25 protein-coding genes are annotated in these 26,278 nt (G+C 71.4%); 17 read left to right on the forward strand and 8 right to left on the reverse strand.

The genetic code is table 11. From position 1 onward, the window contains the following. The first annotated feature begins 36 nt into the window (after positions 1–36). From folB to AB0A65_RS12695, 5 genes are all read left to right on the forward strand, one after another. Complete coding sequence (folB, locus tag AB0A65_RS12675) at positions 37–402, forward strand: dihydroneopterin aldolase (RefSeq protein WP_359950618.1); 366 nt, start codon at positions 37–39, stop codon at positions 400–402. Next, positions 399–920 (forward strand): 2-amino-4-hydroxy-6-hydroxymethyldihydropteridine diphosphokinase, encoded by a 522-nt coding sequence (folK, locus tag AB0A65_RS12680; protein WP_359950620.1) that lies wholly within the window; start codon positions 399–401, stop codon positions 918–920. Before folB ends, folK begins: the two co-directional genes overlap by 4 nt. Next, positions 913–1,467: a DUF3180 domain-containing protein gene (locus AB0A65_RS12685; protein ID WP_359950622.1), complete on the forward strand. Its 555-nt coding sequence runs from the start codon at positions 913–915 to the stop codon at positions 1,465–1,467. Before folK ends, AB0A65_RS12685 begins: the two co-directional genes overlap by 8 nt. Before the next feature lie 78 nt (positions 1,468–1,545). Further along, a complete protein-coding gene (locus AB0A65_RS12690) occupies positions 1,546–2,826 on the forward strand; it encodes a hypothetical protein (RefSeq protein WP_359950624.1) in 1,281 nt (426 codons plus the stop codon). 32 nt (positions 2,827–2,858) lie between these two features. After that, positions 2,859–4,157, forward strand: coding sequence for a hypothetical protein (locus AB0A65_RS12695; RefSeq protein WP_359950626.1), 1,299 nt, complete (start codon positions 2,859–2,861; stop codon positions 4,155–4,157). Between the two features lie 68 nt (positions 4,158–4,225). Here AB0A65_RS12695 and AB0A65_RS12700 read toward each other — a convergent pair whose 3' ends face one another. Continuing rightward, a complete protein-coding gene (locus AB0A65_RS12700) occupies positions 4,226–4,966 on the reverse strand; it encodes a GntR family transcriptional regulator (protein WP_359950627.1) in 741 nt (246 codons plus the stop codon). Positions 4,967–5,315: 349 nt separating this feature from the next. Between AB0A65_RS12700 and AB0A65_RS12705 the strand changes: the two genes are divergently transcribed. Together AB0A65_RS12705 and AB0A65_RS12710 are read left to right on the forward strand one after the other, a co-directional pair. Continuing rightward, a complete protein-coding gene (locus AB0A65_RS12705; protein WP_359950629.1) occupies positions 5,316–5,657 on the forward strand; it encodes a hypothetical protein in 342 nt (113 codons plus the stop codon). A 307-nt stretch (positions 5,658–5,964) separates the two neighbouring features. Continuing rightward, complete coding sequence (locus tag AB0A65_RS12710) at positions 5,965–6,294, forward strand: nucleoside triphosphate pyrophosphohydrolase family protein (protein WP_359950838.1); 330 nt, start codon at positions 5,965–5,967, stop codon at positions 6,292–6,294. A 20-nt stretch (positions 6,295–6,314) separates the two neighbouring features. On the opposite strand, the gene AB0A65_RS12715 is transcribed toward AB0A65_RS12710, so the two are convergent. Beyond that, on the reverse strand, positions 6,315–7,100 hold the full coding sequence (locus AB0A65_RS12715; protein WP_106364185.1) for a DeoR/GlpR family DNA-binding transcription regulator: 786 nt from the start codon (positions 7,098–7,100) through the stop codon (positions 6,315–6,317). A gap of 177 nt (positions 7,101–7,277) precedes the next feature. Here AB0A65_RS12715 and nagA point away from each other — a divergent pair, with 177 nt between their 5' ends. After that, entirely contained in the window at positions 7,278–8,408 is a 1,131-nt protein-coding gene (nagA, locus tag AB0A65_RS12720) for an N-acetylglucosamine-6-phosphate deacetylase (RefSeq protein ID WP_359950631.1), read from the forward strand. A gap of 52 nt (positions 8,409–8,460) precedes the next feature. On the opposite strand, the gene AB0A65_RS12725 is transcribed toward nagA, so the two are convergent. Beyond that, positions 8,461–9,096: a DUF4190 domain-containing protein gene (locus AB0A65_RS12725; RefSeq protein ID WP_359950633.1), complete on the reverse strand. Its 636-nt coding sequence runs from the start codon at positions 9,094–9,096 to the stop codon at positions 8,461–8,463. Between the two features lie 506 nt (positions 9,097–9,602). Between AB0A65_RS12725 and AB0A65_RS12730 the strand changes: the two genes are divergently transcribed. Further along, positions 9,603–10,463: an RDD family protein gene (locus AB0A65_RS12730; protein WP_359950635.1), complete on the forward strand. Its 861-nt coding sequence runs from the start codon at positions 9,603–9,605 to the stop codon at positions 10,461–10,463. Further along, positions 10,460–11,509 (forward strand): histidinol-phosphate transaminase, encoded by a 1,050-nt coding sequence (locus AB0A65_RS12735; RefSeq protein ID WP_359950637.1) that lies wholly within the window; start codon positions 10,460–10,462, stop codon positions 11,507–11,509. The genes AB0A65_RS12730 and AB0A65_RS12735 overlap by 4 nt, the downstream gene beginning before the upstream one ends. A 127-nt stretch (positions 11,510–11,636) precedes the next feature. Here AB0A65_RS12735 and AB0A65_RS12740 read toward each other — a convergent pair whose 3' ends face one another. Next, entirely contained in the window at positions 11,637–11,975 is a 339-nt protein-coding gene (locus AB0A65_RS12740; RefSeq protein ID WP_359950639.1) for a transcriptional regulator, read from the reverse strand. A gap of 217 nt (positions 11,976–12,192) precedes the next feature. Between AB0A65_RS12740 and AB0A65_RS12745 the strand changes: the two genes are divergently transcribed. The 7 genes from AB0A65_RS12745 (at position 12,193) to pknB (ending at position 21,888) form a co-directional block, all read left to right on the forward strand. Continuing rightward, positions 12,193–12,927 carry an FhaA domain-containing protein gene (locus AB0A65_RS12745; RefSeq protein WP_106364180.1) on the forward strand — a complete coding sequence of 245 codons (735 nt, stop codon included), beginning with the start codon at positions 12,193–12,195 and terminating at the stop codon, positions 12,925–12,927. Between the two features lie 188 nt (positions 12,928–13,115). Next, entirely contained in the window at positions 13,116–13,598 is a 483-nt protein-coding gene (locus AB0A65_RS12750; protein ID WP_359950642.1) for an FHA domain-containing protein, read from the forward strand. Positions 13,599–13,713: 115 nt separating this feature from the next. After that, positions 13,714–14,943 carry a protein phosphatase 2C domain-containing protein gene (locus tag AB0A65_RS12755; RefSeq protein WP_359950644.1) on the forward strand — a complete coding sequence of 410 codons (1,230 nt, stop codon included), beginning with the start codon at positions 13,714–13,716 and terminating at the stop codon, positions 14,941–14,943. A gap of 78 nt (positions 14,944–15,021) precedes the next feature. After that, positions 15,022–16,917: an FtsW/RodA/SpoVE family cell cycle protein gene (locus AB0A65_RS12760; protein ID WP_359950646.1), complete on the forward strand. Its 1,896-nt coding sequence runs from the start codon at positions 15,022–15,024 to the stop codon at positions 16,915–16,917. Next, complete coding sequence (locus AB0A65_RS12765) at positions 16,914–18,392, forward strand: penicillin-binding transpeptidase domain-containing protein (RefSeq protein WP_359950648.1); 1,479 nt, start codon at positions 16,914–16,916, stop codon at positions 18,390–18,392. The genes AB0A65_RS12760 and AB0A65_RS12765 overlap by 4 nt, the downstream gene beginning before the upstream one ends. Before the next feature lie 240 nt (positions 18,393–18,632). Next, the gene (locus tag AB0A65_RS12770) at positions 18,633–19,919 is read left to right on the forward strand and encodes a serine/threonine-protein kinase (protein WP_359950650.1); all 1,287 of its coding nucleotides are present in this window, start codon (positions 18,633–18,635) and stop codon (positions 19,917–19,919) included. Positions 19,920–19,989: 70 nt separating this feature from the next. Next, positions 19,990–21,888 carry a Stk1 family PASTA domain-containing Ser/Thr kinase gene (gene pknB, locus AB0A65_RS12775; protein ID WP_359950652.1) on the forward strand — a complete coding sequence of 633 codons (1,899 nt, stop codon included), beginning with the start codon at positions 19,990–19,992 and terminating at the stop codon, positions 21,886–21,888. Positions 21,889–22,127: 239 nt separating this feature from the next. On the opposite strand, the gene AB0A65_RS12780 is transcribed toward pknB, so the two are convergent. Genes AB0A65_RS12780 through AB0A65_RS12795 form a run of 4 tightly spaced genes read right to left on the reverse strand, consistent with a single transcriptional unit; the run spans position 22,128 to position 26,275 of the window. Continuing rightward, positions 22,128–23,912 carry an ABC transporter substrate-binding protein gene (locus AB0A65_RS12780; protein ID WP_359950654.1) on the reverse strand — a complete coding sequence of 595 codons (1,785 nt, stop codon included), beginning with the start codon at positions 23,910–23,912 and terminating at the stop codon, positions 22,128–22,130. Continuing rightward, complete coding sequence (locus tag AB0A65_RS12785; RefSeq protein WP_359950656.1) at positions 23,909–24,097, reverse strand: hypothetical protein; 189 nt, start codon at positions 24,095–24,097, stop codon at positions 23,909–23,911. The genes AB0A65_RS12780 and AB0A65_RS12785 overlap by 4 nt, the downstream gene beginning before the upstream one ends. Next, complete coding sequence (locus AB0A65_RS12790; RefSeq protein ID WP_359950658.1) at positions 24,085–25,233, reverse strand: ABC transporter ATP-binding protein; 1,149 nt, start codon at positions 25,231–25,233, stop codon at positions 24,085–24,087. The genes AB0A65_RS12785 and AB0A65_RS12790 overlap by 13 nt, the downstream gene beginning before the upstream one ends. After that, positions 25,226–26,275 (reverse strand): ABC transporter ATP-binding protein, encoded by a 1,050-nt coding sequence (locus AB0A65_RS12795; RefSeq protein ID WP_359950660.1) that lies wholly within the window; start codon positions 26,273–26,275, stop codon positions 25,226–25,228. Before AB0A65_RS12795 ends, AB0A65_RS12790 begins: the two co-directional genes overlap by 8 nt. Positions 26,276–26,278 lie beyond the last annotated feature (3 nt).

Consider the following 26,278-nt stretch of genomic DNA (forward strand, 5'->3'; position numbering starts at 1 on the left):
CTCGACTCCGCGGCCGCCTCTAGTAGGCTCGGGCGCGTGGATACCGACCTGATCACCCTGACCGGCCTGCGCGTCCACGGGCGCCACGGCGTCTTCGACTTCGAGCGGGACGCCGGGCAGGACTTCGTCATCGACGTCGCCCTCCGCACCTCCACCGCCGCGGCCGCCGCCAGCGACGACCTCAAGCACACCGTCGACTACGGCGCCCTCGCCGACACGCTCGCCGCCATCGTCGCGGGCGAGCCCGTCAACCTCATCGAGACGCTCGCCGAGCGCCTCGCCGACGCCTGCACCGCCATCGACGGCGTCGCGTCGGCCCAGGTCACCGTCCACAAGCCACAGGCGCCGATCGCCCAGCAGTTCGCCGACGTCGCCGTCACCATCGAGCGGAGTGCCCCATGAGCAGGGTCGTCTTCAGCATGGGCGCCAACCTCGGCGACCGCGAGGCCGCACTGCGGACCGCCATCGCCGCCGTCGCGCCCGCCGCGGTCTCCGACGTCTACGAGACGCCCCCCTGGGGCGGCGACGACGATCAGCCCGCCTACTACAACATCGCCGTCATCGCCGACGACCCCGCGCGCACCGCCGGGGACTGGCTCGAACTCGGCCAGCGCCTCGAAGCCGAAGCCGGGCGCGTCCGCGACCCCGAGCGGCCCTACGCGCCCCGGACCCTCGACGTCGACCTCATCGCCGTATGGGACGAATCGGGCGCCGTCCGCTCCGAGGAGCCGCGCCTCCAGCTGCCGCACCCGCTCGCGCACCTGCGCGCGTTCGTGCTGGTCCCGTGGTTCGCGGTGGACCGCGACGCGGAGCTCCCCGGCAAGGGCCGGGTGAGGGACCTGCTACGGGACGCCACCGTGGCGGCGGACGCGCGCGCGCTGCGCCGTCTCCACCCGATATGGTCAGAGCATCATGAGTGACGGGAAGCACGGTCCGCAGCCGAGCCTTCGGCCGACCTCGGCCTCCACCATCGCGGTGGCGGCCCTGGCCGGAGCGGCCCTGACCCTGCTCCTCGTCGCCCGCTACTACCAGCAGGCCCCCGACCTGACCTGGTACAACTCCGCGGTGATCCTCGCGCTGGCCGTGCTGCTGGCGTGGCTGGCGTGGACCACCCGGAAGGCGCTGCATCCCAGCGGGAAGCGTCTCCAGGAGGCCGCGGTCGACGCGAAGCCGCCGCCCGGTGCCGGGCGGCTCGACGGTCCGGAGCACGCGCTCCAGATCGCCCGCTTCGCGGTGCTCGGCAAGGCCGCCTCGATCGCCGGGGCCGCGTTCTTCGGCGCGTACCTGGGGTTCACGGTGTGGTTGGCGGTCCAGGCAGGACGCCTCACCGCAGCCGCTGACGACCTTCCCGACGCGGTGCTCGGCACCGTCGCGTGCGCACTGCTGACCGCCGCGGCGGTCTGGCTGGAGCACTCCTGCCGCATCCCCCCGCAGGACCGCGACGAGGACCGCAGCGACCGACCCTGACCCGTCCCTCCCCGACGACCCGATGCTGGACCCATCCCCCCATATCCCCAATATTTCGCGCGTTTAGAGGTGCGCCCCATGAAATTCGACTCCCCATCCCAAGAGCGCGACTCCACCACGCAGATGAGCGCCGTGTCGGAGGGCGGGGGCGAGGCCCCCGCCGACCGCATGGCGGTCCACGTGGTCTGGGAGATCGGCCTGCTGCTCCTCGGCGGCGGCGTCCTGTTCGCCCTCACCCGCTCGTCGTCCGGGCCGTTCGCCGAGGGCGGGTGGTCCGCGTTCAGTGCGGCGCTCGCGCCGGTGCTCATGCTGGCCTGCGCCATGTCCGTGTCGCTGCGCGTCGGGGCCGTGAACCTCGCGGTCGGGCCGATCGCGCTGCTGTCGGCGTGGCTGTTCACCGACGCCTCGGGCTCCGGTACGGCGATGGCCCTGGCGTTCGGGCTCGGCGCGGCGGCGTTCACCGGCATCGTCCTGGCGACGCTGACGGCGTGGCTGCGCGCGCCCGGTTGGGCCGCGAGCGGCGCGGTCGGCGGCGCGATCGGCCTGTGGGCCGGGACGCAGGGCGGGCCGGGGGCGTTCTCGCTCTCGGAGCTGCCGCAGACGGGCGTCCTCGCGGCGCTCGCGGGCGCGGCGGGCATCTCGCTGTTCCTGGGCCTGGTCGGCGCGTTCGCGGGCGTGCGCTCGCGGCTGGCGCCGATCCGGGACACCCCTGTGGGCGAGCGGCACGGCCGCGGCGGCCTGGTGTTCCTGGGCCTGCTGATCTCCTCGTCCCTGGCGGGCGCGGCCGGTGTCGTGGCCGCGTGGACGTCCGTGCCCGACGCGGGCGCGGCCGGGCTGCCGGACCCGATCCTGCTGACGGTGCTCGCGCTGGGCGCGGCGCTGCTGGGCGGGACGAGCCTGGTGGGACGGCGCGGCGGCGTGTGCGGGACGGTGTTCGCGTCGCTGCTGGTGCTCGCCATGATGTGGCTGGCGGAGGCGCGCGGCTGGAGCTTCGACCCGAGCTGGATCGCGTTGAGCGCCATCGTGGCCGGGTTCCTGGTGACGCGGCTCGTGGAGGCCATGAACCAGGTCGACGAGAACGAGGCGGCGTCCGCGTCCCGCGCGGGGTCGGTCGACGACCTGCGCGAGGAGGACCCGCGGGACACCGGCTCCTACGAGCGCTACGACGAGGACCTCGCGGACCTGGGTTCGGGCGGCGAGTCGTGGTCGACGGGCACGGGCGGGATCCGCACGGGCGCCAACACGACCGGCGGCATCCCCAAGCAGCCCGCCGACCCGTTCGGCGCGTCCGGGGCCTTCGACGACCTGCGCGACGGCTACGGGACCCGCTTCGACAACGACCGCCGCTACGGCCGCTGACCGCCCTCGACCCCCCATAGAGGACAGACGATATGACGTACGTACCCCATGACCGCGACGACGACGTGATCCTGGACCAGACCCAGCGCCTCGACACCACGCCCGCCCCTGCGTTCCCGGCCGTCGGCAACGGCGTCGACGCCCAGAGCGCGCAGCCCGTGGACCCGTTCGCGGGCCGCCCTGCGGTCACCGTCGGCTACGCCGAGTCCCCGGCCGCGCCCCGCGACCGCACGGTCTTCCAGTTCGTGTGGGAGGCGATCCTGCTGCTCCTGACCTTGAACGCGCTGTTCCTGGTCTACCAGCGGCAGGACGAGATCTTTGGCGGCGACGCTACGATGGACGCGCTGAACGGCCAGTTCGCGGCGCTGACGCCGCTGCTGCTGACGGCGGTCGGCTTCGGGCTGACGCTGCGCCTGGGCGCGGTGAACCTCGCCGTCCCGGCGATGCCGATGCTGGTCCTGGCGGTGCCGTCGCTGTTCGTCGGCACGAACCCGCTGGTGGGCCTGGCCTACACGGCGGGCGCCGCGGCCGTGGTCGCGATCGTGTTCACGGTGCTCACCGTGGTGTTCCGCCTCCCGGCGTGGCTCGCGGGCCTCGCCTCGCTGGTGCTGCTGGCGGGGTCGTTCGCGGGGCTGCTCGAACTCGCCGAGCTGCTCGACGCGACCGGCCAGCCGGGCACGTGGTCGAACCCGGGGAGCCTGTGGCTGTTCCTGGGCGCGGCCGCGCTCTCGATCGCCGGGGGCCTGCTCGGCCTGGTCCCCGCCGTGCGCGACCGCTTCTCGAAGGTCCGCGGCGCGACCGACGGCACCGGTGACCGCGAGGCCGCCTCGGTCTTCGCGCTCCTCGGAGGCACGTTCCTCGCGCTGCTGCTGGCGGCCCTCGGCGGCTTCGCCGCGGTCGTGTTCAGCGGTGCCGACGGGACCGGCTTCGCGGGCGTGCCCGGGATGTTCGTCCTCGGCGGCGACGCGTCGCTGACGCTCGTGCCGCTGGTGCTGATCGTGGTGTTCCTGGCCGGGACCAGCCCGTGGGGCCGGCGCGGCCCGGTCTTCGGGACCGTCCTCGCCGCCGTCGCGGTGTGGTCCCTCGACCTGGTCTGGGGCAGCCTCGCCGAGGACCAGTTCCAGCAGTGGACCGGCGCCGTCTACGCGGGCCTGCTCCTCCTCGGCCTCTTCGTCTCCTTCGGCCTCGACCGCCTCGGCCGCCCGAAGGAGCCCGTCGAGGACGACGACACCGGCGCCACCACCGAACTCCCCTCCAACTACGACCCCGCCGACCCCGGCACGGGCCTCTTCGACCCGAGCCTCCAGGACCCGGCCGCCGCGAACCGGTAAGACTCCGAAAGCGAGAGGGCCCAGGCGCGAAGCGCCTGGGCCCCCTCGCTCTTCTCGTCGCCGAGGGTTCAGATGGCCGCGTGGTATTCGAGTTCGTAGGCACTGGCGTCGAGCACCATCTCGGTGACTTCGACGCAGCGGTCCTCACTATCGAATGCGGCGCGGGTGATGGCGATGACCGGTGTGCCGCCGGGAAGTTCGAGCGCTTCGGTCTCGGTCGGCAGCGGCATTCGCGCCCGCAGCCGCTCGGTGAACCGGACCGGGGCATGGCCGATCTCATCGAGCCGCGCATACACGCCGCCCGGACCGGTGTCGGTGTACACGACCGGGGTCGAGCGGACCAGATCGAGCAGGTAGAACGAGTCGGCCAGCTGCACCGGCCGGTCATCGACGGCGAACCTGCGGGAGCGGCGCAGCACCGGTGCGCCGGTGCCGATCGAGAGCTCGGCGGCGACGGCCTCGCTTGCAGGCACCTCGCCGACGGTGACTTCGACCATCCGGGCCCGCTTGCCGGTGTCGGCATCCTGGATCGCCTGGCCCTCACGCCATGCGGCCAGCCGCGAAGGGAACGAGCGCCGGATCGGCTCGAAGGTGCGAACGAAGCTCCCCGAACCCGGCTTGGTGATGATGAACCCGGTTTCGCGCAGCTGCGCGAGCACCCGGGCGGCGGTGCCGCGGTCGATCCCGAACTCATTGCCGATCGCAGTCGCGCTTGGGAGACGCTGACCGGGGGAGTAGGTGCCATCGAGGATGCGCCGACGCAGCGCTTCAGCGGCGGTCGCCGCCGCAGAGCCCTGCTTGCCTTGCATCTCGATCGCCCTTCCTCGCCTGGTGCCGACCCAGCCTACAGAGTGCGGCAGTGATGGGTGCCAGGCGAGAGCATTTCATTTCGATGCCATCAATATTTGGCTGATGCCATCACTTGTGATCTACTTGTCGAAGCCTCACTCAGGGTCACCGAAGGCGGTGCTGACTCGCAGACCGCCTGCCTTGGTGGGGGCAGGCGGATGCCGCCGGTGATCCGCGCCCGCCCCGAGGCGCATGCCGCTCGGGGCGGGCGGAACCCGAACTCAATAGGGCCGAACACAGACTGCGGCCCGCCGGGAAAGCTTGGAACCTAGACCGGCGGGCCGCGCACACCAGGAGAAGAGCATTCTCATGGCGCTCGACAGCCTATCGCGCAACATGGTGCCCCCTTGGGCCAAGATCGACCTGCAACTGCATCAGCCCTACCGGACCTGGCTCGGCTTCGGCCGCCTCCGCTGCGACTGGTGCGGCGAACGCTGGGGAAGGCACGGCTGCCACGCCCGCGAATCAGCCGCTCGACACTTCCTGAACTCCGCATCCACGGCACAACAGGAAGCGGCCCTGCTCGCTGGTGACATCAACGCCGAAGACTTGAACCTGCGCCGCCGATACAGGGCCACGGGCGCCCACCGCCGCAGGCCCGGCCACTACCCGGTCCCCGCTCTCAGCCTCCGAGCGGAGCAACATGGCTGACCACTGGTACCTGATCGGCGAGTTCACCCGGGACATCGGGATGGGCGACACCATCCGGTTCCTGGTCGAGCGGAACACCGAAGACCCGACCGTGCACGGCATCAGCTGCGATGAAGGCACCGGCTGCGGTTCGCGGCCCGTCGGCGTCTTCACCGAGCCCGAGACCTGTCCGACGAACTGGCGCCCCGCATGGGACGGCGATCCGATGAGCCCTGGCATCGAGGCCGAAGCCCGCGACATCGCCTGCCGCGGTTGGCCGCTCCAGCGAGGTGATACCCGCGATCTCGCGGCACCTACGATCGGGCGCATGGACATGGACGAGTACCAGAAGGCGGCGCTGCGGACGGCTGCGACGAGGGAGAAGCCGCATGAGGTGTTCCACCTGCTGCTGGGGCTGGTGGGGGAGACCGGGGAGATCGCCGAGAAGGCGAAGAAGATCGTGCGGGACGAGGGGGGCGACTTCTCGCGGTGGGACCCCGAGGACTTGAAGAAGGAGCTCGGAGACACGCTGTGGTACCTGGCGGTGCTCGCCGACTACTTCGACCTGCCGCTGGGCGAGGTCGCGGAGCACAACATCGCGAAGCTCGCCGACCGGCAGCGGCGCGGGGTGCTCGGCGGGAGCGGGGACGACCGCTGACGCGCGTCAGACGGCCGTGATCACACGACGATGACCCGGATTCCGGCCTCCTCGAAGCCGCGGAGCTGCTCGGGCGGGGCGTTGCCGTCGGTGACGAGGGTGTGGACGCGGTCGGTGGGGCAGATGCGGGCGAACGCGTGGCCGCCGATCTTGGAGCCGTCCGCGATGACGACGACCTTGCGGGCCCGGGCGGCCATGAGGGCGTTTATCGCCGCCTCGCCCTCGTGGTGGCTGGTCGCGCCGAGCTTCATGTCGATGGCGTCGACGCCGAGGAACGCGATGTCGAGCGTGATCTCGCGCAGGATCGGGGCCGCGAGCGGCCCGATCAGCTCGTAGGACTGGGGCCGGACCACGCCGCCGACGACCACCACTTTGAGGTGCGGGCGCACGATCAGCTCGTTGGCGATGTTGAGCGCGTTCGTGACGATCGTCAGCCCGGTCGAGCCGGGCGTGGCGACGAGGTCGGTGCGCATCGCGAGGGACCGGGCCACCTCGGTGATCGTGGTGCCGCCGTTGAGGGCGATGACCTGGCCGGGGCTGACGAGGCCCGCCGCGGCGGTGCCGATGCGGTGCTTCTCCTCCACATGCCGGGCGGTCTTGTAGCGCAGCGGCAGGTCGTAGGAGATGCCGCCCGCGACGGCGCCGCCGCGGGTCCGCGTGATCATCTGCTGCTGCGAGAGCTGGTCGAAGTCGCGCCGGATCGTCGCCTGCGAGACGCCGAGCCGCTCGGCCGCCTCCTCCACTGTGATGCGTCCGGTCTCTGCGAGGATCTCCAGCAGGGTGTTCCACCGGGCGTAGCGGTCCACGTCGCTCCTCTGGAAGTACTGGTTCGGGACGGCGGCGGGCCGCCGCCGTCTGCACGATAGTGTTCAAAGTATGCTCTGGGGCGCTCGGGCCGTGCTCAAGCGGTGCTCGCGCGCTCACGATCATTGTGCCGCACCGGGGTGGGCCTGCACACGCCGGATCGATTGGAAGGAGCGCCGGTGGACGGCGTCATGCTCCCGGCCGTTGGCCGGATCGTCACCCCCGACGGCGTGGTCAACGGGACCCTCGTCGTCGAAGGGGACCGCTTCGAGGGGATCCTGGAACGCGAGGGCGAGCCGACCGGCTGGGTCCTCCCCGGCTTCGTGGACGCCCACTGCCACGGCGGCGGCGGGTACTCCCTGGCGAACGGGGACGCCGAGTCCGCGCGCGGCGCGGCCGCGTTCCACGCCTCCCGCGGGACGACCACGCTGATCGCGTCCCTGGTCTCCCAGACCCACGGCTTCCTCATGGACGCCACGAAGGCCCTCACCCCGCTGGTCGCCGACGGCGTCCTCGCCGGGGTCCACTACGAGGGCCCCTACATCTCCGCGTCCAAGTGCGGCGCCCACGCCAAGGAGGTCCTGCGCGACCCCGACATCGCCGAGCTGACCGAGCTCATCGAGGCGGGGCGCCTGGACGGCGGCGCGAGCGCCGTCAAGATGGTCACGATCGCGCCCGAGCTCGAAGGGGCCCTGGAGGCCATCGAGTTCCTCGACGGCCGCGGCGTGGTCCCCTCGATCGGCCACACCGACGCCTCCTACGAGGAGACCCTCGCCGGGATCGACGCGGGCGCGCAGGCCGCCACCCACCTGTTCAACGCCATGCGCGCGTTCAACCACCGCGACCCCGGCCCGATCCCCGCGCTCATGAACGACGAGCGCATCCTCTCCGAGGTGATCGCCGACCCCGTCCACCTGCACCCGGGCGCGATGCGGTTCGCCTTTGATCTGTCGCTGCCCGCGTGGACGCTCCTGGTCTCCGACGCGATGGACGCCGCCGGGCTGGACGACGGCCGGTACGTGCTCGGCCGCCACGAGGTCGAGGTCAAGGACGGCGTGGCGACCGTGGCCGGGACCGACACGATCGCCGGGTCCACGATCACGCTCCTGGACGCCTTCCGCAACGCGGTCCGCATGGGCGGGCAGACCGTCGAGGCCGCCTCCCAGATGGCGTCCGCGACGCCCGCGGAGCTCCTGGGGCTGCGCGACGTCGGCGCGATCGAGGCCGGCAAGTACGCCGACGCCGTCGTCCTGGACGACGACCTGAACCTGGTGTCGGTCATGCGCCGCGGCGCCTGGCTCCAGGTCTAGCGGGCAAGCGGAAGGGCCGGGAGCAGTGCGCTCCCGGCCCTCTCGCGTGCGGCTACATCGGCGCCGTGTTGTACATGGACGTGCTCGCGCCGCCGAAGATCACGATCCAGATCAGGCAGAACGTGAAGAACGAGACGATGCCGAGCACGAGCCCCGCGATCGCGAACTTCTTGTTCGTCGCCTGGCCCTTGTTCGCCCGCGACCACCCGATCGCCCCGAACACGATCGCGAGCACGCCGAGCGGCCACACGAACCAGTTGACGCCCGGCACGAACGACAGCGCGACCGCGATGATCCCGCAGACCAGCGCCGCCTTCCCGAGGCCGTTGCGCGGCTGGCCGCCGATGGCGCCCTCCGCGTTGTAGGCGGGCGGGGGCGGTGGCGGCGGCGGGACCGCGCCGCCTCCGGCGTAGGGCGAGTACCCGGCGCCCGGAGGCGGCGGTGCGGGCGGCATGCCGCCCAGGCCCGGCGGCGGGGGCGCGGGCGGGATCCCGGCGGGGCCGGGCGGCGGCGGTGCGGGAGGCAGGTCCGGGTCCGGCGGGGGCGGCTGCGATCCTGGCGCGCCGTCGGCGTTCCCGGCGAACGGCTCCTGGCCGGGGGAGCCCTCGGCGTTCGGGCTCCAGTACCCCCCGTCGTCCTTGGGCCGCTCGGGTTCGGGCGGGTCGGAGGCCGGCGGGTAGGTGGTCATGGTGCCCTCCTCGGCTCGGGTGCGCTCGCGCGCCGATGCCCCGCAAGGTAACCCAAACCCCACTCATAGTGTGCCGAATCAGGGGAACCGGCCGGGGCCTCCGCCGATTCGAGAACTCCGTTCGGATTTTTTGGGGTTAGGGGTTTACTACCCGTCAGTAGACGAGTAGAAATGAGTTACGGATCCGGAAGGACTTCCCGGGGACACGGTCTCCAGAGATCGGAAGGATTCGTGCACCGCCGCCGAGCACCCACGTGCGACCTGAGCCGTCGGGAGGCACAGCGGGTCCAGCACCTAGGAGCAGGACGCCGCTATAAAAGACTTCACGCTTGGTAACTCGGTCGGAAGTGCTGAAAGTTGCGTACGGCCCAGTCGAGGCTATTGACCGACTGGGCCGTGTCGTTTGCCCGCCAAGCGGTCCCGCCCCCCTTCGCGATCCTTTCTCACAGCGTCCTGTGTCCGAACTGACTGGGAACCTTCAGCCGCGGCTGCAAGAATGGGCCACGATGACCACGATCGAACCCGGCTGGTACGCCGACCCCGCCGACCCGTCCACCCAGCGCTACTGGGACGGCTCCGCCTGGGTCGGGAAGCCGATCCCCGCGGGCGCCGAGCCGCCCGCCGAGCCCGAACCGGTCGACCCCGAACCGGAGCCGCTCCCCGAACCCTCTACACAGGACCGCAGCGTCCAGGAGCTCCCGCCGGACCCGCGCTTCGGCGCGGGCCCGCCGCCGAAGGTGATCCAGCGGACGCCCGGCGCGGTCCAGCCGCCAGGGACGATCCCCATCCGGTCCCTCGGCGTCACCGTCGGCTGGATCTCCCGGCCCGACGTCGACCGCATCCTCGAAGGCCGCGTCCTCGCCCACCCCGGGCAGCGGTTCGTCGCCCGGATCGTGGACACCGTCGCGCTCATCGCCCTGAACGCGGTCGTCAACGGCTACTTCATCTACCAGTTCCTGCAGACGGTCTGGCCGTACGTGCTGGAGATGGCCGGCGCCGACGACCCCAACGACGTGCAGCTGCCCGCCCGCGCCTCCGACCAGTGGTGGGTGGTCCTGCTCATCTCGCTCGGCCTGTGGTTCGCGTACGAGGTCCCCGCGACCCTCAACTCCGGGCAGACCCTCGGCAAGCGCCTCATGGGGATCAAGGTCGTCTCGCTCGCCCCCGCCGGGCTCGGCTGGGGCCGCCTGCTGCTGCGCTGGTCGTACGCGGCGCTGCCGCTGCTGTGCTTCCCGTTCGGCGCGATCCTCTGGGTCATGGACGGGATATGGTGCATCCGAGACCAACCCTTCCGTCAATGCCTCCACGACAAGTCGCCGGGAACGGCCGTCGTCGAGGCGGGACCCCAAAAGGAGCCCGCAGCATGACCGATCCGATCCGCGACGACCTCGCGGCGATCCCCCGCTACGTCCCCGGCAAGGCGCTCCCCGACGCGCTCAAGCTCTCCAGCAACGAGGTCCCGTACGGGCCGCTCCCCGGCGTCGCTGAAGCGGTCGCCGACGCGGTCGCGAACGTGCACCGCTACCCCGACATGGGGGTCACGGCGCTGCGGGACGAGCTGTCGGAGCGCCTCGGCGTGGACGCCGACCGGATCGCCACCGGCACCGGGTCGGTGGCCCTCATCGGCCACCTGCTCCAGTCGGTCGCGAGGCCCGGGAGCGAGGTCGTCTACTCGTGGCGGTCCTTCGAGGCGTACCCGATCGCGGCCACGGTGGCCGGGCTCAAGTCGGTCCAGGTCCCGAACACCGCCGACCACGGGCACGACGTGGACGCGATGATCGCGGCCGTCGGGCCCGACACGCGCGCGGTCGTCCTGTGCACGCCGAACAACCCGACCGGGCCCTCGCTGACCGCCGAGGAGATCGACCGGGTCTTCGCCGGGGTGCCGGAGTCGGTGCTCGTGGTCCTGGACGAGGCGTACCGGGAGTTCGTGACCGACCCGTCCCTGCCGGACGGGATCGAGCGGTACGGGGACCGGCCGAACGCGGTCGTGTTCCGCACGTTCTCGAAGGCGTGGGGCCTCGCGGGCCTGCGCATCGGCTACATGGTGGCGCGGCCGGAGGTCGCGGACGCGGTGCGGCGGTGCGTGATCCCGTTCGCGGTCAACGGACCCGGGCAGGCGGCGGCGCTCGCGGCGCTGGCGTCGGAGGACGAGATGCGGCGCCGGGTCGCGCTGGTGACGTCCGAGCGCAAGCGGGTCGTCACGGCCGCAAGGGAACTGGTGCCGGACGTGCCACAGACGCAGGCGAACTTCTTCTGGCTTCCGCTGGGGGAGCGGGCGGTCGAGTTCGCGGCGCACTGCGAGGCGCGGGGGATTCTGGTGCGGCCCTTCGCGGGCGACGGGGTGCGGGTGACCGTGGGCCTGCCCGAGGAGAACGACGCGATCCTGGAGGCCCTGCGCGACTGGCGCTGAAGGTGAGCGACGGTCGGATTCGCTGTCGCCCCCGGATCAAAAGTGCTCCGGGGGTACGACACCGGAGGCCGACCGGGGCTTGAGCGGGGGTGTGATCCGGGCGCCCCACCGGCGCCCGGAGCCGGTCTTACCTGGCGGTGCGCTCGTTCTGGTCGCAGAACGCCTCGTACATCTCGGTGAGGGTCTGCTTCTGCTTCGCGGTGAGCTCGCGGTCGGTCGCGATCGCCAGGGGCGTCGCCGAGCCGTCCTCGCCGCTGCCGACGCCGGCGCGGAGGTACATGATCGGGGTGGTCATCCGCAGGGCCAGTGCGAGCTGGCGGAGCACCGCGCCGCTGGGGCGGCGGACACCGCGTTCGCCCTGGAGGTAGGGGTTCGAGACCCCGGCGGAGTCGGAGAGCTCGCGGAACGAGACGTGGGCGCGTTTGCGCACGTCCCGGACGAATGAGCTGAAGTCGCGATCTGTCACCCGCGTCACCATACGCGCCTCACCCCGCCGCCGCCAGCTGCCCCCGCCTGACCTACCCGACATTCGGTACTACCGGCCGACACCGGGCTCACCCGATCAGACGATATGAAAGCGACTCGCGAGGCGGTTGCGTCTCAACCCCTCGCCGTCGCGTGAAGCCAGCCGATACCATCGGAAGTCGACGCGTAGTGCGTCCTCGCGCCGCCATGACGAGGACATGACGAGGAGGGGAGAACCGGTGAGCGTTCTGCAACGCTTGGAGAAACAACTGGAGGGCCTGTTCGAGGGCACCTTCAACAAGATGTTCAAGGGCGTTGTGCACCCGGTCGAGATCGCCAGCGCCATGCAGCGGGAGGCCGAGACCCACAAGGCGGTCCTCGCCGGTGGCCGCGTGCTGGTGCCCAACCGGTACGTCATCGACCTCTCGCCCCCCGACCACGACCGGCTCGCCCCGTACGCGGCCGCGCTGGCGCAGGAGCTCGCCCAGTCGCAGGCCGAGTTCATCGGCGAGAACGGCTGGACCGTCTACGGCGACGTGATCGTCGAGATCGAGCGCGGCGAGGGCCTGGACACGGGCATGTTCCGCGTGACCGCCGAGGTCGCGGCCCTCAACGAGGGCGTCGACCAGCCGGTGTCGGGCGGCGGCTACGGCCCCGCGCACCCGCAGGCCCCCACGGGCCCGGTGCTCGTCACCGCCGACGGCCGCCAGTTCACGGTCGCGCACGGCGCCACGGTCATCGGCCGCGGCGAGCAGGCGCAGATCCGCCTCCCCGACGTGGGGATCTCGCGGCGCCATGTCCGGGTGGACTTCGACGGCCGCCAGGTGTCGGTCACCGACCTCGGCTCGACGAACGGCACCCTGGTCAACGGCCAGCGGATCGCCACCGTCTCCATGCAGCCCGGCGACGTCATCCAGATCGGCACCACCTCCCTCACCCTCCAGGCGGGGTAGTCCGCAGTACGAACGGCCCGCCCCGATCCACGCCGATCGGGGCGCCGTCGTTTCCGCATGATGAGAAGCCCACGGGCCCTTGCGGGTAGCGGTGGGATGACCGGGCGCCTTCGGCGGCTCGCCTGCTGGGGCGCGCGCCGGTGGGCTACCGTGTCTGAGACCGTTCGTTCATCCGCTGGGAGCACCGAATGCCTGAGATAGTCCAGACCGTCGCCCGGTTCGGTTTCCTGGTGCTGCTGTGGCTGTTCGTGTTCGCGGCGGCCCGGACGATCACGCGGGACCTCCTCGCCCAGCGCCGCCCGGCCGCGGCCGGGCCGGGCGCGGGCCCGGTGTCGGCGCCCCCGGCCCCCGGGCGCGGCGCGGCGCCGCAGCAGGCGCACGCCGCCCAGTGGCTGGTGGTGACCACCGGCGAGCTCCAGGGCCGCCGGATCGGGCTGACCGGGCAGCCGATCTCGATCGGCCGCGCGGCCGACTCCACGATCGTGATCCGGGACGACTTCGCGTCGAACCGGCACGCGCGGGTCGTGCCGATGGACGGCCAGTGGATGGTGGAGGACCTGGGCTCCACGAACGGCACGTACCTGGGGCGCGCTAGAGTCACCAGACCCACGCCGGTCCCGCTCGGGGTGCCCATCCGGATCGGGCGCTCCTCCTTCGAGCTGCGCCCCTGAGGCCCGAGCAAATGACGCGGCGATGTCGGCATCGATCAGCGGGCGTGCCCCGCGCTACGGCGGTTGATACATGAGTTTGCACCTGCGATACGCGGCCGTCTCCGACCGCGGTGTGGTGAGGCAAGGCAATCAGGACTCGGTGTTCGCCGGGTCCCACTTCATCGCGGTGGCCGACGGGATGGGCGGCATGGCCGCCGGTGACCTGGCCTCCGCGATCGTCATCAACACCGTGGCCCGGCTGGACGTCGCCCCGCCGCCGGACTCGGTGGTCGACGAGCTCGCGGACGCCGTCGCGGACGCCAACCGCGCGATCCGCCGCTGCGTCGCCGACGACCCGCAGAAGGAGGGCATGGGCACCACGCTCACGGCCCTGTGGTTCGACGGCGAGTGGTTCAACCTCGTGCACATCGGCGACTCGCGGGCGTACCGGCTGCGCGAGGGCGCGTTCGAGCAGGTCACCGTCGACGACACGTACGTGCAGATGCTCGTCGACGAGGGCCGCATCACCGCCGAGGAGGCGGAGCGGCACCCGCAGCGGTCGCTGCTGCTGCGCGCGCTCGGCGCCTCCGAGGTCGAGCCCGCGTTCCAGACCATCAAGGGCGTCGTGGGCGACCGGCTGCTGCTGTGCTCCGACGGCCTCTCCGGGCCCGTGTCGGACGCCGACATCGCCCGGACCCTCCAGACCGCCGCCTCCCCGCAGGAGGCCGCCGAGACCCTCGTGCAGCAGGCCCTCGACGCGGGCGCCCCCGACAACGTCACGGTGCTCATCGCCGACGTCGTCGCGGAGCACCCGGGCGAGCAGCGCCAGATCATCGGCGGCGCGGCCGCCGACCAGCGGCTCGCCGAGTCCGACACCGCGGTGCTCCGCGCCGTGAAGGAGGACGCGGCCGAGCCCGGCGGCGACGAGACCGTCGACCTGCGCGCCGAGGCCCCCGAGGACGGGAAGAAGGCCAAGAAGCGCGGCCGGGTGTGGCGGACCGTCCTGTCCTGCCTGATCGTGCTGGTCCTCGCGGCCGGCGCGGGCGCGTGGTGGGTGCGCACGCAGTACTTCATCGGGGTGTCGGACGCGGGCAACATCAGCGTCTACCGGGGCCTCCCTTTTGAGGTGGCCGGGCTGCGCGCGGCCTGGCTGGAGATGGAGTCCGAGCGGCCCGCCTCGGAGGCGACCGACGCGGTCGAAGCCGACCTGGAGGACGGCATCCGGGTGGACGGCCAGACCGCCGCGGAGGACGAGCTCGACGAGCTGATCGACGGCGCCGCGTCCAATGCGAACCTCGACCCGCTGTGCTCCGTTTCGGACACTGAGGCGGTGCCTACCGCTTCAAAGGACTGCCGCGACGACTGAGCGTCACCGTTGTACGCTCACAGCGCAGACGGACCGGCGCGGGGGCGCCCGTAACACTTCGAGACGCTAGGGGAACCGATGGCCCAGCCCATGTCGGCCACCGCCCGACCGGTGGGCCCGTCGGAGACGCCGCTGACGCCGCTTTCGGGGATGCCCAAGCGGATCGGCCGCGAGATCGTCATGCTCCTCATGGGCGGCATCGGGGTCTTCTGCTTCCAGTTGACGATCGACCTGGCGCTCACCAGGGAGACCACTTCGGTCACGTTCGTGCTGCCGATCCTCATCTTCGCGGTGTCCATGTGCGCGTGGACGGCCGTGAAGTTCCTCGCCCCGTACGCGGACCCGCTGTTCGTCCCGGTCGCCGCGTTCCTCTCCGGCATCGGCATCGTCTACATCCGCCGCATCGACCGGACCGCGCTCACCGACAACGCGCTGCCCGCGGACGCGGGCGTGTTCGCGGGCTCGGGCGGGCGCCAGCTCATGTACTACATGGCCGCCGTGGTGGTCATGGCCGTGCTGCTCGCGGTGGTCCGCAACCACCGGATGCTCCGCGGGTACGCGTACATCCTCCTGTTCGCGGGCATCGCGTTCGCGGCCCTGCCGGGGTTCCTGCCCGCGTCGATCTCGGAGTCGGGCGGCTCCAAGAACTGGATCCGCTTCGGGTCGTTCTCGGTGCAGCCCAGCGAGTTCGCGAAGCTGATGCTGCTGATCTTCTTCGCGGTGTACCTGGTGCGCAAGCGCGACATGCTGTCGGTGGCGGGGAAGAAGATCCTCGGCCTCCAGCTGCCGCGCATGAAGGACCTGGGGCCCATCGTGATCGTCTGGGCCGCCAGCCTCCTCATGCTCATCTTCGAGCGTGACCTCGGCACCTCGCTGCTCCTGTTCGCGATCTTCCTCTCGATGCTGTACATGGCGACGCGGCGCGCGTCGTGGATCCTCATCGGCCTCACCATGTTCATCGGCGGCTGCATCGCGATCTACCCGTTCTTCTCGCACCTCCAAGTGCGCGTGGCCATCTGGCTCGACCCGTGGAAGTACGTCGAGGACCCCGTCACCTCCTCGTACCAGCTCGTGCAGGGCCTGGTCGCGCTCAACTCGGGCGGGCTCCTCGGGAACGGCCCCGGCTCGGGCAACCCGAACCGCATCCCCGCCTCCGAGTCGGACTTCATCCTCGCCGCGATCGGCGAGGAGGTCGGCCTCCTCGGGCTCACCGCGATCCTGCTGCTGTACGCAGTGCTCGTCGAGCGCGGCTTCAAGACCGGCATCATGTCGCGGGACCTGTTCGGGAAGCTCCTCGCCGGGGGCCTGGCGTTCCTGGTGGCGTTCCAGCTGTTCGTCGTGTTCGGCGGCGTCACCGGGCTCATCCCCATGACCGGCCAGACCACGACGTTCCTCGCCGCGGGCGGCTCCTCGCTCGTCGGCTCCTGGCTGCTCGTGGGCCTGCTCGTGCGCGTCTCCGACGACGCCCGCAAGCCCTGGCAGGCGTCCTACGGCCTCATGAAGACCGAGGCCCCGCCGGAGTTCCTCGCCCAGCAGGCCGCCAAGCGCGCCGCCGAGGAGGCCGCGAAGGCCGACGCCGCGGGCGTCATGGACTCCGGCCCGATCCCCGGCGGCGACCAGCCCACCGAGCTCATCATCCCCGGCCACCTCCCCGGCTCGCCCGGACCCGGCGGCACCATGGAGGAGGACGTCGTCTCCCCGACCCGCCAAGGCCCGTCCTCGCCCCCGACCGGCCCCGGCCCGAGCGCCCCGACGGCCCCGTACTCGCCCCCGCCCGCGGGCCCCGGATCGCCGCAGGCGCCCGGCACGCAGCCGTACCGCCCCCAGACCCCGCCGTCGCCTCCCGGCTCCGCCTACGGGGGTCCGGCGGGCGGCCCGCAGCGGCCCCCGACCCGGCCCGCCCCCCAGACCCCGCCACCGCCGCCGCCGTCGGCGTTCGACCCGCGAACCGAGAACAAGGAGGGCGGTCGATGAACCCGGCCCTGCGCCGCACCGGCGTCCTCGCGCTGATCCTGCTGGGCGCCCTCATCGCCCAGGTCACCTGGGTGGGCTTCTTCCACCACGACGACTACCAGGGCCAGCTCGACGCCCGCGCCGTCGTCTCCGAGTACTCGGTGCCGCGCGGCCAGATCCTCGCGGGCGACACCGTCATCGCCCAGTCGGTCGAGACCGACGGCGACTTCTACGTCTACGAGCGCCAGTACCCCGAGGGCGACGCCTTCGCGAACATCACCGGCTACAAGTCGTTCATCTACGGCGCCACGAACCTGGAGGCGGCTGAGAACTCGATCCTCAACGGCTCCAGCTCGCTCCTCGCCTTCGACGACTTCTGGGCCACCGTGAAGAAGGACCAGAAGCCCGGCGGGAACGTGATCACCACGATCGACCCGGCCCTCCAGCAGACCGCCTACGAGGCGCTCGCCGACTCCGGCGTCAAGGGCGGCGCGGTCGTCATCGACCCGCAGACCGGGCAGATCCTCGCGCAGGCGTCCTACCCGGGCTGGAACCCCACCGACGTGTCCTCCAACGACGGCGACACCGCCAACTCGGCGTGGAGCGACCTCATCGCGCAGGAGGGCGAGGGCGGGGACAACCCGGCGCTCGACCGCACCCGCTCCGAGTGGTACCCGCCCGGCTCGACGTTCAAGACGATCGTCGCCGCGGCCCTCATCGAGGACATGGGCGCGACCGCCGACACGATGGTCCCCGCGGGCAACGAGTACACCGCCCCGGACACGAACCACACCATCACCAACTCCTCCGACCAGTGCCCGAACCAGGAGTACACGCTCGCCGAGGCGTTCGCGAAGTCCTGCAACACGACGTTCGCGCGGCTGTGCGTCGAGGAGCTCTCGGCCGACCAGATCTCCGAGATGGCCGGGAAGTTCGGGTTCGGCGAGGCGTTCGAGACCCCGCTGTCGAGCCTCGCCTCCCAGACCGGCGACCTCTCCGAGGACGCGTTCCGCGCCCAGGCGTGCATCGGCCAGCAGGATGTGCGCGAGACCGTCCTCCAGAACGCGATCATCGCCGCCACCATCGCCAACGAGGGCGAGCGGATGGAGCCGCAGCTCATCGCCGCGCTCACCGACTCCAAGGGCGAGACCGTGCAGAACGGCCCCGAGGACTCCGCCGGGCGCGTCATCGACGTCGACACCGCCCAGGAGCTCCAGACGATCATGGAGGGCGTCGTCGAGAACGGCACCGGCTCCAACGCCCAGATCAGCGGGTACACCGTCGGCGGGAAGACCGGTACGGCCGAGCAGTCCGCGTCCAGCGAGAACACCCTGCCCGACCACGGCTGGTTCCACGGGTGGGCGATGGACAAGGACGGCGAGCCGGCCGTGGCCGTCGCCGTGTTCCTCGACTCGTACGGCGACGGCGCCTCCGCGAAGGCCGCCGAGATCTCCGGGACGCTCATGGAGCAGGTCCTCGAAGGCAGCGGGGACTGACACTCCCCGCACCGCGCCAACGCTTGGGGGCGTAGGGAAGACGAGAAGGACACAGTTTCCTCAAGATCCGCGGGATCGGCAACCGGAGGGGCCTCCGGGACGTGGATCTTCGGAGACGGTTCGACGGCGACCGGATAACGAGCGCCCAGGTGCCGGGCGACCTGCAAGTACACTGAAGCGGCGATCCCCCCGGATCCGAACAGCCCGAACACCGATCCGTCGAAGAAATGAGGAGACGCCGTGTTGAGCCCCGAAATGCTACTCGGGCAGCGCTATCGCCTGCGCGAACGCATTGCCGTGGGCGGCATGGGCGAGGTCTGGCGGGCCGAGGACACCGTCCTCGAACGCACCGTGGCCGTCAAGGCCATGCTGCCGTCCCTGCTCAGCGAGCCCGGCTTCACCCAGCGCTTCACCGCGGAGGCCAAGACCGTCGCGGCGCTCACCCACCCCCACATCGTCAACGTCCACGACTTCGGCAACGCCGACCTGCCCAGCGGCGAGACCACCGCCTACCTCGTCATGGAGTTCGTCGAGGGCAAGTCCCTCGCCGACCTCATCGCCGAGCGCGGCCGCATCGACGCCCGCGAGCTCATGCCGATCATCGCCGCGACCGCCGAGGCCCTCCACCACGCCCACGTCCACGGCGTCATCCACCGCGACATCAAGCCCGGGAACATCCTCGTGCGCGACCGCGACGGGCGCGCCGTCCTCACCGACTTCGGGATCGCCCGCTCCGGCGCCTCCGGGGACCTCACCCAGACCGGCGCGGTCATGGGCACGGCCTCCTACATCGCGCCCGAGCAGGCCGAGGGCACCGGCGTGCTCCCCGCCTCCGACATGTACTCCCTGGGCGTCGTCGCCTTCCACGGCCTCACCGGGCACCGGCCCTTCCAGGCCGAGAACCCGATCGAGCTGGCCCTGCACCACGTGCGCACCCCCGCGCCGCCGCTCCCGCAGGAGATCCCCCCGGGCGTGCGCGCGTTCGTCGAGCGCTCCATGTCCAAGGACCCGCACCGGCGGTTCGCCACCGGCGACGAGATGGCCGCCTCGGCGCGCGTGGCCGTCGACGCGCCCCCGGCGACCTCCGTCATGCCCCCCGTCGGCCAGCTGCCCCAGCGCGCGGGCGTCGTCGCCATGGGCGGGCCGCCCGCGGGCGTCGCCCAGCCCGCGCAGCAGCTGCCGCCGCCCGGACCGCCGACCCCTCCCGGCATCGACCTGGGAGCCCCGCAGCCCTCCGGGGCGTCCAACCCCGGACCGAACAAGACGCTGCTCGCGGCGATCGTGGGCGTGATCGCCCTGGTCGTGGTGGGCGGTATGGTGTGGCTGCTGCTGTCCATGAACGACGACAACGACCCCGGTGGCGGCTCCGAAGACCCGACGACCAGCACCTCCACCGAGGAGGAGAGCACGGACGACGGGGACGACCAGAGCCCCGACGAGGAGACCACTCCCGAGGACGCGCAGACCTCCAAGGGGGGCGGCGGACTCGGCGATTGCCTCCCCGGAGCCGACTGCAACGACCGATAGCGGGCTTCCGGGCCGCGCCCTGCCACTAGAATCAATCCGCGATGAACGGAACACGAGGACGTAAAACGCGATGACGACAGAGCCCCGCCTGCTCGGCGGCAGATACGAGATCGGCGAGGTCGTCGGCTACGGGGGGATGGCTGAAGTCCACCGTGGCCGGGACCTGCGACTCGGCCGCGACGTGGCGGTGAAGCTGCTGCGGGCCGACCTCTCTCGTGACGAGTCGTTCCTCATCCGCTTCCAGCGCGAGGCCCAGAACTCCGCCTCCCTGAACCACCCCAACATCGTCGCCGTGTTCGACACCGGCGAGGACATGGGCATCCCCTACATGGTGATGGAGTTCGTCAACGGCCGCACCCTCAAGGAGGTCCTCCTCGCCGAGGGCCGCTTCGACCCGGCCGCGGCCTGCGAGGTCGTCGCCGACATGTGCTCGGCCCTGGACTTCTCCCACAAGCACCACATCATCCACCGGGACGTCAAGCCCGGCAACGTGATGCTCTCGGACACCAGCCAGGTCAAGGTCATGGACTTCGGCATCGCCCGGGCCCTCGCCTCCAACCAGGCCACCATGACCCAGACCAGCGCCGTCATCGGCACCGCCCAGTACCTCTCCCCGGAGCAGGCGCGCGGCGAGACCGTGGACGCCCGCTCCGACGTGTACGCGGTCGGCTGCGTCCTCTACGAGCTGCTCGTGGGGCACCCGCCGTTCACCGGCGACAACCCCGTGTCCGTCGCCTACCAGCACGTCCGCGAAGAGGCCCGGCCGCCGTCGGAGCTCAACCCCTCGATCCCGCCGTCCGTCGACGCGGTCATCATGAAGGCCCTCGCGAAGAACCCCGAGAACCGGTACCACTCCGCGGGCCAGATGCGCGAGGACCTCATCCGCGCCGCCCGCGGCCAGGAGGTCATGGCCCCCGCGGTCATGGGCCCCGCCGACCGGACCGCGATCATCGACCCCGACGCGACCGCCCCGATCCGCCAGCTCCCCACCTCCACCAGCAAGCGCCGCCCGTGGCTCATCGCCCTCGGCGTGGTCCTCGCGCTCGTCGCGGTCACCGCCGCGGCCTGGGGGATCATGCAGGCGATGAACCAGGCCGCCATGGCGACCGTGCCGGCGGTGATAGGGCTCTCCGAGCAGGAGGCGTCGGACGCGCTCGCCGCCGAGGAGCTTGAGGTCAAGGTCGAGTACGAGGTCGCGACCGACCCGAACGACACGAGCATCGACAAGGTCGTGGACCAGTCCCCGCAGTCGGGCGACGAGGTCGACCAGGGCACCACCATCACGATCACCGTCCGCCAGGCGCCCGAGGACGTCGAGGTCGCCAATGTCGTGGGCGACCAGTTCGACGACGCGAAGGCCGAGCTCGAAGGCGACAACCTCACCGTCAAGGAGAACCCGGTCGAGGACACCGCCCCCGAAGGCACGGTCCTGAGCCAGGACCCCGAGGCGGGCGACACCGTCCCGCCGGGCACCGAGGTGACGCTCACCGTCTCGGCCGGCGGCCAGGCCACCGTTCCGGACGTGACCGGCATGGTCGTCGACACCGCCATCTCGACGCTCCAGAACGCGGGCTTCGAGTACGCGGTCGAGTACGGCAGCGGCGGCACCACCGTGGGCGTCGTCTACAGCCAGAACCCGAGCAACGGCTCCACCGAGGCCAGCGGCACCACCGTCACCATCACCGCCCAGGGCGTGGTGGTCAGCTGGGACGCCACCACGACGCCCCAGGCGCTCATGGACACCCTCAACGGGATGGGACTCACCGCCACGATCGACGGCGACGCGACTCTGGAGACCATCGAGTCGGTCTCCGGCCCCGACGGCCAGCTCACCAGCGGCACCGCCGTCGCCCCCGCGTCCGCCATCACGATCGTCCCCGCCGCGGACGACGGCGGCGGAGGCGGCGACGACGAGACCACGAGCGAAGGCGAATGCCCCCCGCTCGACCCGACATGTAGCGAAGGCTAGACGAGAACGCTGAAGGGGCCCGGTGCATCGCACCGGGCCCCTTCAACGTCCCGCCGCGACTGCGGCGGGCGGACGGAAGGGCCCCGGCCTGTTCGACCGGGGCCCTTCGCTTCCCTCGTGTGCCGCGCTGAACCCGCCTCGGTGCTGCGCGGCCCGCGGCGGGGCCCTGTGGGACCCCGCCGCCGAGTCCTGTCCCCGGGACGAGCAGCGTGCCCGGGGACGGGGCTTCAGAACACGGCCTAGACCGGCTCGATGCCGCCTTCGAGGATGCGGACCATGATCGGGTTGTCGAAGTAGATGTCGTTGAGCGAGTAGTCGCCCGCGTCGATCTTCTTCACGCGCTCGCCCTCGATGGCGTACGAGACGCGCTGGTTCAGGAACAGCGGCAGGCGCGGCAGGGTCTGGTTGAAGACGATGCCGAGCGTCTTGTTCGCCTCGGCCTGCTCCTCCTCGGTGCCCTTCTGCGACGCCAGGTACAGGTCGTCCACGTTCACGGTGCCCAGAGAGGTCGTCACGACCTCCTTGGTGTTCAGGCCCATGCCCGGCTGGTCCGGGGTCTGCGAGTTGTCGGTGAACCAGGTCATCTGCCAGGAGCCGTAGACGTAGGGCACGAACGGGTTCGCCCACTGGCGCACCGCGATGTCGAAGTCGCCCGCGCCCCAGATGCCCCACGGGTTGTCCGCGGGGACGTTCTCGTAGGACACGGCCAGGCCGAACTCGGCCAGCTGCGACGCCGCCTGCTCGCCGGTGAGCGAGAAGTCGGTCCAGCCCTCGACGCCGATGATCTTGTACTCGGCGAGCGACCCGTCCGGCTTGTGCCAGCCGTCGGACTCCTTCGCCCAGCCGGCCTCGGTCAGGAGGGCCTCGGCCTTGGCGTGGTCCGTCGTGTAGAACTCCAGCTCGCCGTCGGCGAACAGGCCCTCCGCGTGCGGGTCGGGAAGACCCGAGTAGGTCGCGGGGATGTAGTAGCCGCCCGCGCCCTTCGCGATCTCGCCGATGACCTCGGTGTCGAACACGTACATGAGCGCCTTGCGCACGTTCGCGTCCGCGAGCTCGGGGAACCGGCCCTCGTTCAGCATCAGGCCGATGCCGTCGTAACCGGGGGTCGAGATCTCCTTGAGGCCGTCGACGCCCGCGATCGTGGAGCGGTCGGTCGCACCGAGCACCTGGGTCGAGTAGTCCACCTCGGACGACAGCAGGAACTGCACCGAAGCGGCGTTGTCGCCCTTCTGGACCTCGACAGTGGAGAACTTCACCTGGTCGGCGAACAGCCCGTCCTCGTGGACCGTCATCGTGATGACGGTCTCGCCGATCTGGTCGAACTTGTACGCGCCGCAGGAGATGAAGTCCTCGTCGAGGAAGTCCTCGGCCGCGATCTTCTCGGCCAGGGCCACCTGGCCCGCGCCGCCCTGGACCTCGCCGCCCTCGACCAGGCCCTGGGCCTCGTCCATCCACTCGCCGTAGCGCGCGTACGGCAGCACCTGCGCCTTGAGCGCGCCGTGCTCGACACCGGTGAACGCCTCCGTGTACGTCACGGTCACGGTGGTGTCGTCGTCCGCGGTCGCGGACTCCAGCTGGTCCCAGCCGATGGTGCCCTGCGCGGCGTTCAGCTTCTGGAGGTAGATCGTCCCGACGACGTCCTTCGCGGTCACGGCCGCACCGTCGGTCCACTTGATGCCCGAGCGCAGCTTGATCGTCAGGGTCGTGCCGTCCAGCGTCACCGACTCGGCGAGCTGCGGGGTCCACTCCAGCGTGTCCCAGTTCAGGATCGCGCAGCGGGGGATGAACAGCTCCGCCACGGGGGCGGCGGTCAGCAGCACGCCGGTGTTCAGCGCCGCGTTGTAGTGCTCGACCGAGATGTCGAACGGGTACACGTACACGAACTTGCCGCTCGCGCCGTCGCCGCCGTCACCGCTGTCGGCCTGGCAGGCGCCGAGCACGGAGGTGGTCGCGACGGCGCCGGCGCCGAGGCCGACCGCCTGCATGAGGTTGCGTCGGCTGAGCTCGAATCGCTGAGAGGTCATCGCCGGTTCCTTTCAATGTAGAGGGCGATAGAAGTGATGAGGATGAGGAACAGTCCGAGCCCGACGGTCAGCGCGCTGACGGAGGACTCTGCGGTTCCGCTGGGAGTCAGGAGCAGGAGGAGCCCGGCGGCCAGGGTCAGCAGGACCCCGAACGCCAGCCCCGCGCGGGCGATCAGGCCGACCATGCCGCTCCCGGTGACTTGTTTGGATCGTCGGCCGCCCCCGCGGCCGCGGGACGCCGCGACCTCGGAAGGGCCTCAAGGGTGAGCGTCCGGTCGTCGCGGCCCGAGGCCGCCTGGACGCTCTCGCGCCGCTGCTCCCGCGCCACGATGTGGCACGAGACCCGGCGGCGCCCGCCGGCAGCGCCCGTGCGTTCGAGCGCGGGCTCCGTGCTGTCGCACAGGCCCGGCTCGTATGCGGGGCACCGGGGGTGGAAGGCGCACCCGGCGGGAAGGTCGGTGAGGGACGGGATCTCGGCCGAGCGCAGCTGCTCGGCGGCCGCATTGGCCTTCGCGAGGTCCGGGTCCGGCTCGCACACGGCCCCGATGAGGGCCTTCGTGTACGGGTGCTGCGGGTTCCCGATGACCTCCGGGGTCGGGCCGTGCTCGACGACCTTCCCCAGGTACATCACCGCGATCTCCCCGTCCCACGCGAAGTACTTGGCCACGGCCAGGTCGTGCGTGATGAACAGGAAGCCCACGTCGAGGTCGTCGCGGAGCCGCCCGAGGGTGTTCAGGAGGCTCACGCGGATCGAGACGTCCAGCATCGAGGTCGACTCGTCGCAGATGAGCAGCTCCGGGTTCATGGCGAGCGAGCGCGCGACGTTCACGCGCTGGCGCTGGCCGCCGGAGAGCTGGTGCGGGTAGGAGTCGAGGTAGGACTCGGGCGGCGTCAGGTCGACGAGCTGGAGCAGCTCGGCGGCCTTCGCACGCGCCTCGGTGCGGTTCTTCACCAGGCCGTGGCGCTTGAGCCCGGCGGTGAGGGTCGAGGCGACGGTGCGGGTGGGGTTGAGCGCCGCGTACGGGTCCTGGTGGATGTACTGGACGGCGCGACGGTAGGCGGTCTTCTCGCCGGGCGTCATGTCGGTGAGGGACTTCCCGCGGAACTCGACGGCCCCGGCGGTGGGCCGGGTGATCCCGGCGGCCGCGCGGGCGGTCGTGGTCTTGCCGCAGCCGGACTCGCCGACCAGGCACAGGACCTTCCCGGCCTTGACCTCCAGGTCCACGCCGCCGACGGCGGCGACGGGGCCCTTCTTGGTGTCGAAGACCTGCTCCAGCCCGCGGAGCTTCAGCAGGGGGGCGGCGGTCGAAGACTCAGACATTGACGTTCTCCTTCGCCTTGCGCTGGAGGCGGACCTGGTCGTGGTGGACGCACGCGACGGAGTGGCCCATGGCGAGCGGCCGCTCCGCGAGCAGCTCCAGCGGGACGCGGTCGCGCTTGCACTCCTGGGTCGCGAAGGCGCAGCGCGGGTTGAACGCGCAGCCGTCGGGCATGGCCTTGAGGCTGGGCGGGTAGCCGGGGATCGACTCCAGGGCCGGGCGCTCGCCCTTGACGGGCATGACCGCGTTGATGAGGCCCGCGGTGTACGGGTGCTTCGGCGTGTAGAAGATGTCGCGCGCCGAGCCGGTCTCGATGATGCGGCCCGCGTACATGGTGGCGACGCGGTCGGCGAGCTCGGCGGCGAGGCCGAGGTCGTGGGTGATGAACACCATCGTGAACCCGAACTTCTTGCGCAGCTCGTGGAGCTGCTGCACGATCGAGCGCTGCGTGAGCAGGTCGAGCGCGGTGGTCGGCTCGTCGAGGACGAGGACCTGCGGGTCGAGGGCGATGGCGAGCGCGATGAGCGCGCGCTGCTTCATGCCGCCCGACAGCTCGTGCGGGTAGGACTGGAGGACCCGGTCGGGGTCGAGGCGCACGGTCTCCAGGAGCTCCCCGGCGCGGGCCTCGACGGCGGCCTTCGTCCAGCGCTTCCCGTCGTCGGCGTGGTCGCGGAGCGTGTCGGCGAAGTGGTCGCCGATCTTGATGACCGGGTTGAACGCGTTCATCGCGCCCTGGAAGACCATGGCGGCCTCGCTCCAGCGGAAGCGGCGCAGCTGCTCCTTCTTCATCTTGAGGAGGTCGGCGCGCGTGCCGTCCTTGAGCCGGTAGGTGAGGGAGCCGGAGGTGATCTCGCCGAGGCCGGGGAGGAGCCGCAGCAGGCCCAGGCCGAGCGTGGTCTTGCCGCAGCCGGACTCGCCGACGAGCGCGAGGGACTGGCCCTCGTACAGGTCGAGGTCGACGCCGCTGACGGCGGTCACGGACTCCTTGCGGCCGGTCCGGTACGCGATCGCGAGGTCGCGGACGCTGAGAATCGGGTCGGTCATGGT

This window comes from Glycomyces sp. NPDC047010, from assembly GCF_040644205.1.
In the GTDB taxonomy this organism is placed as follows: domain Bacteria; phylum Actinomycetota; class Actinomycetes; order Mycobacteriales; family Micromonosporaceae; genus Glycomyces.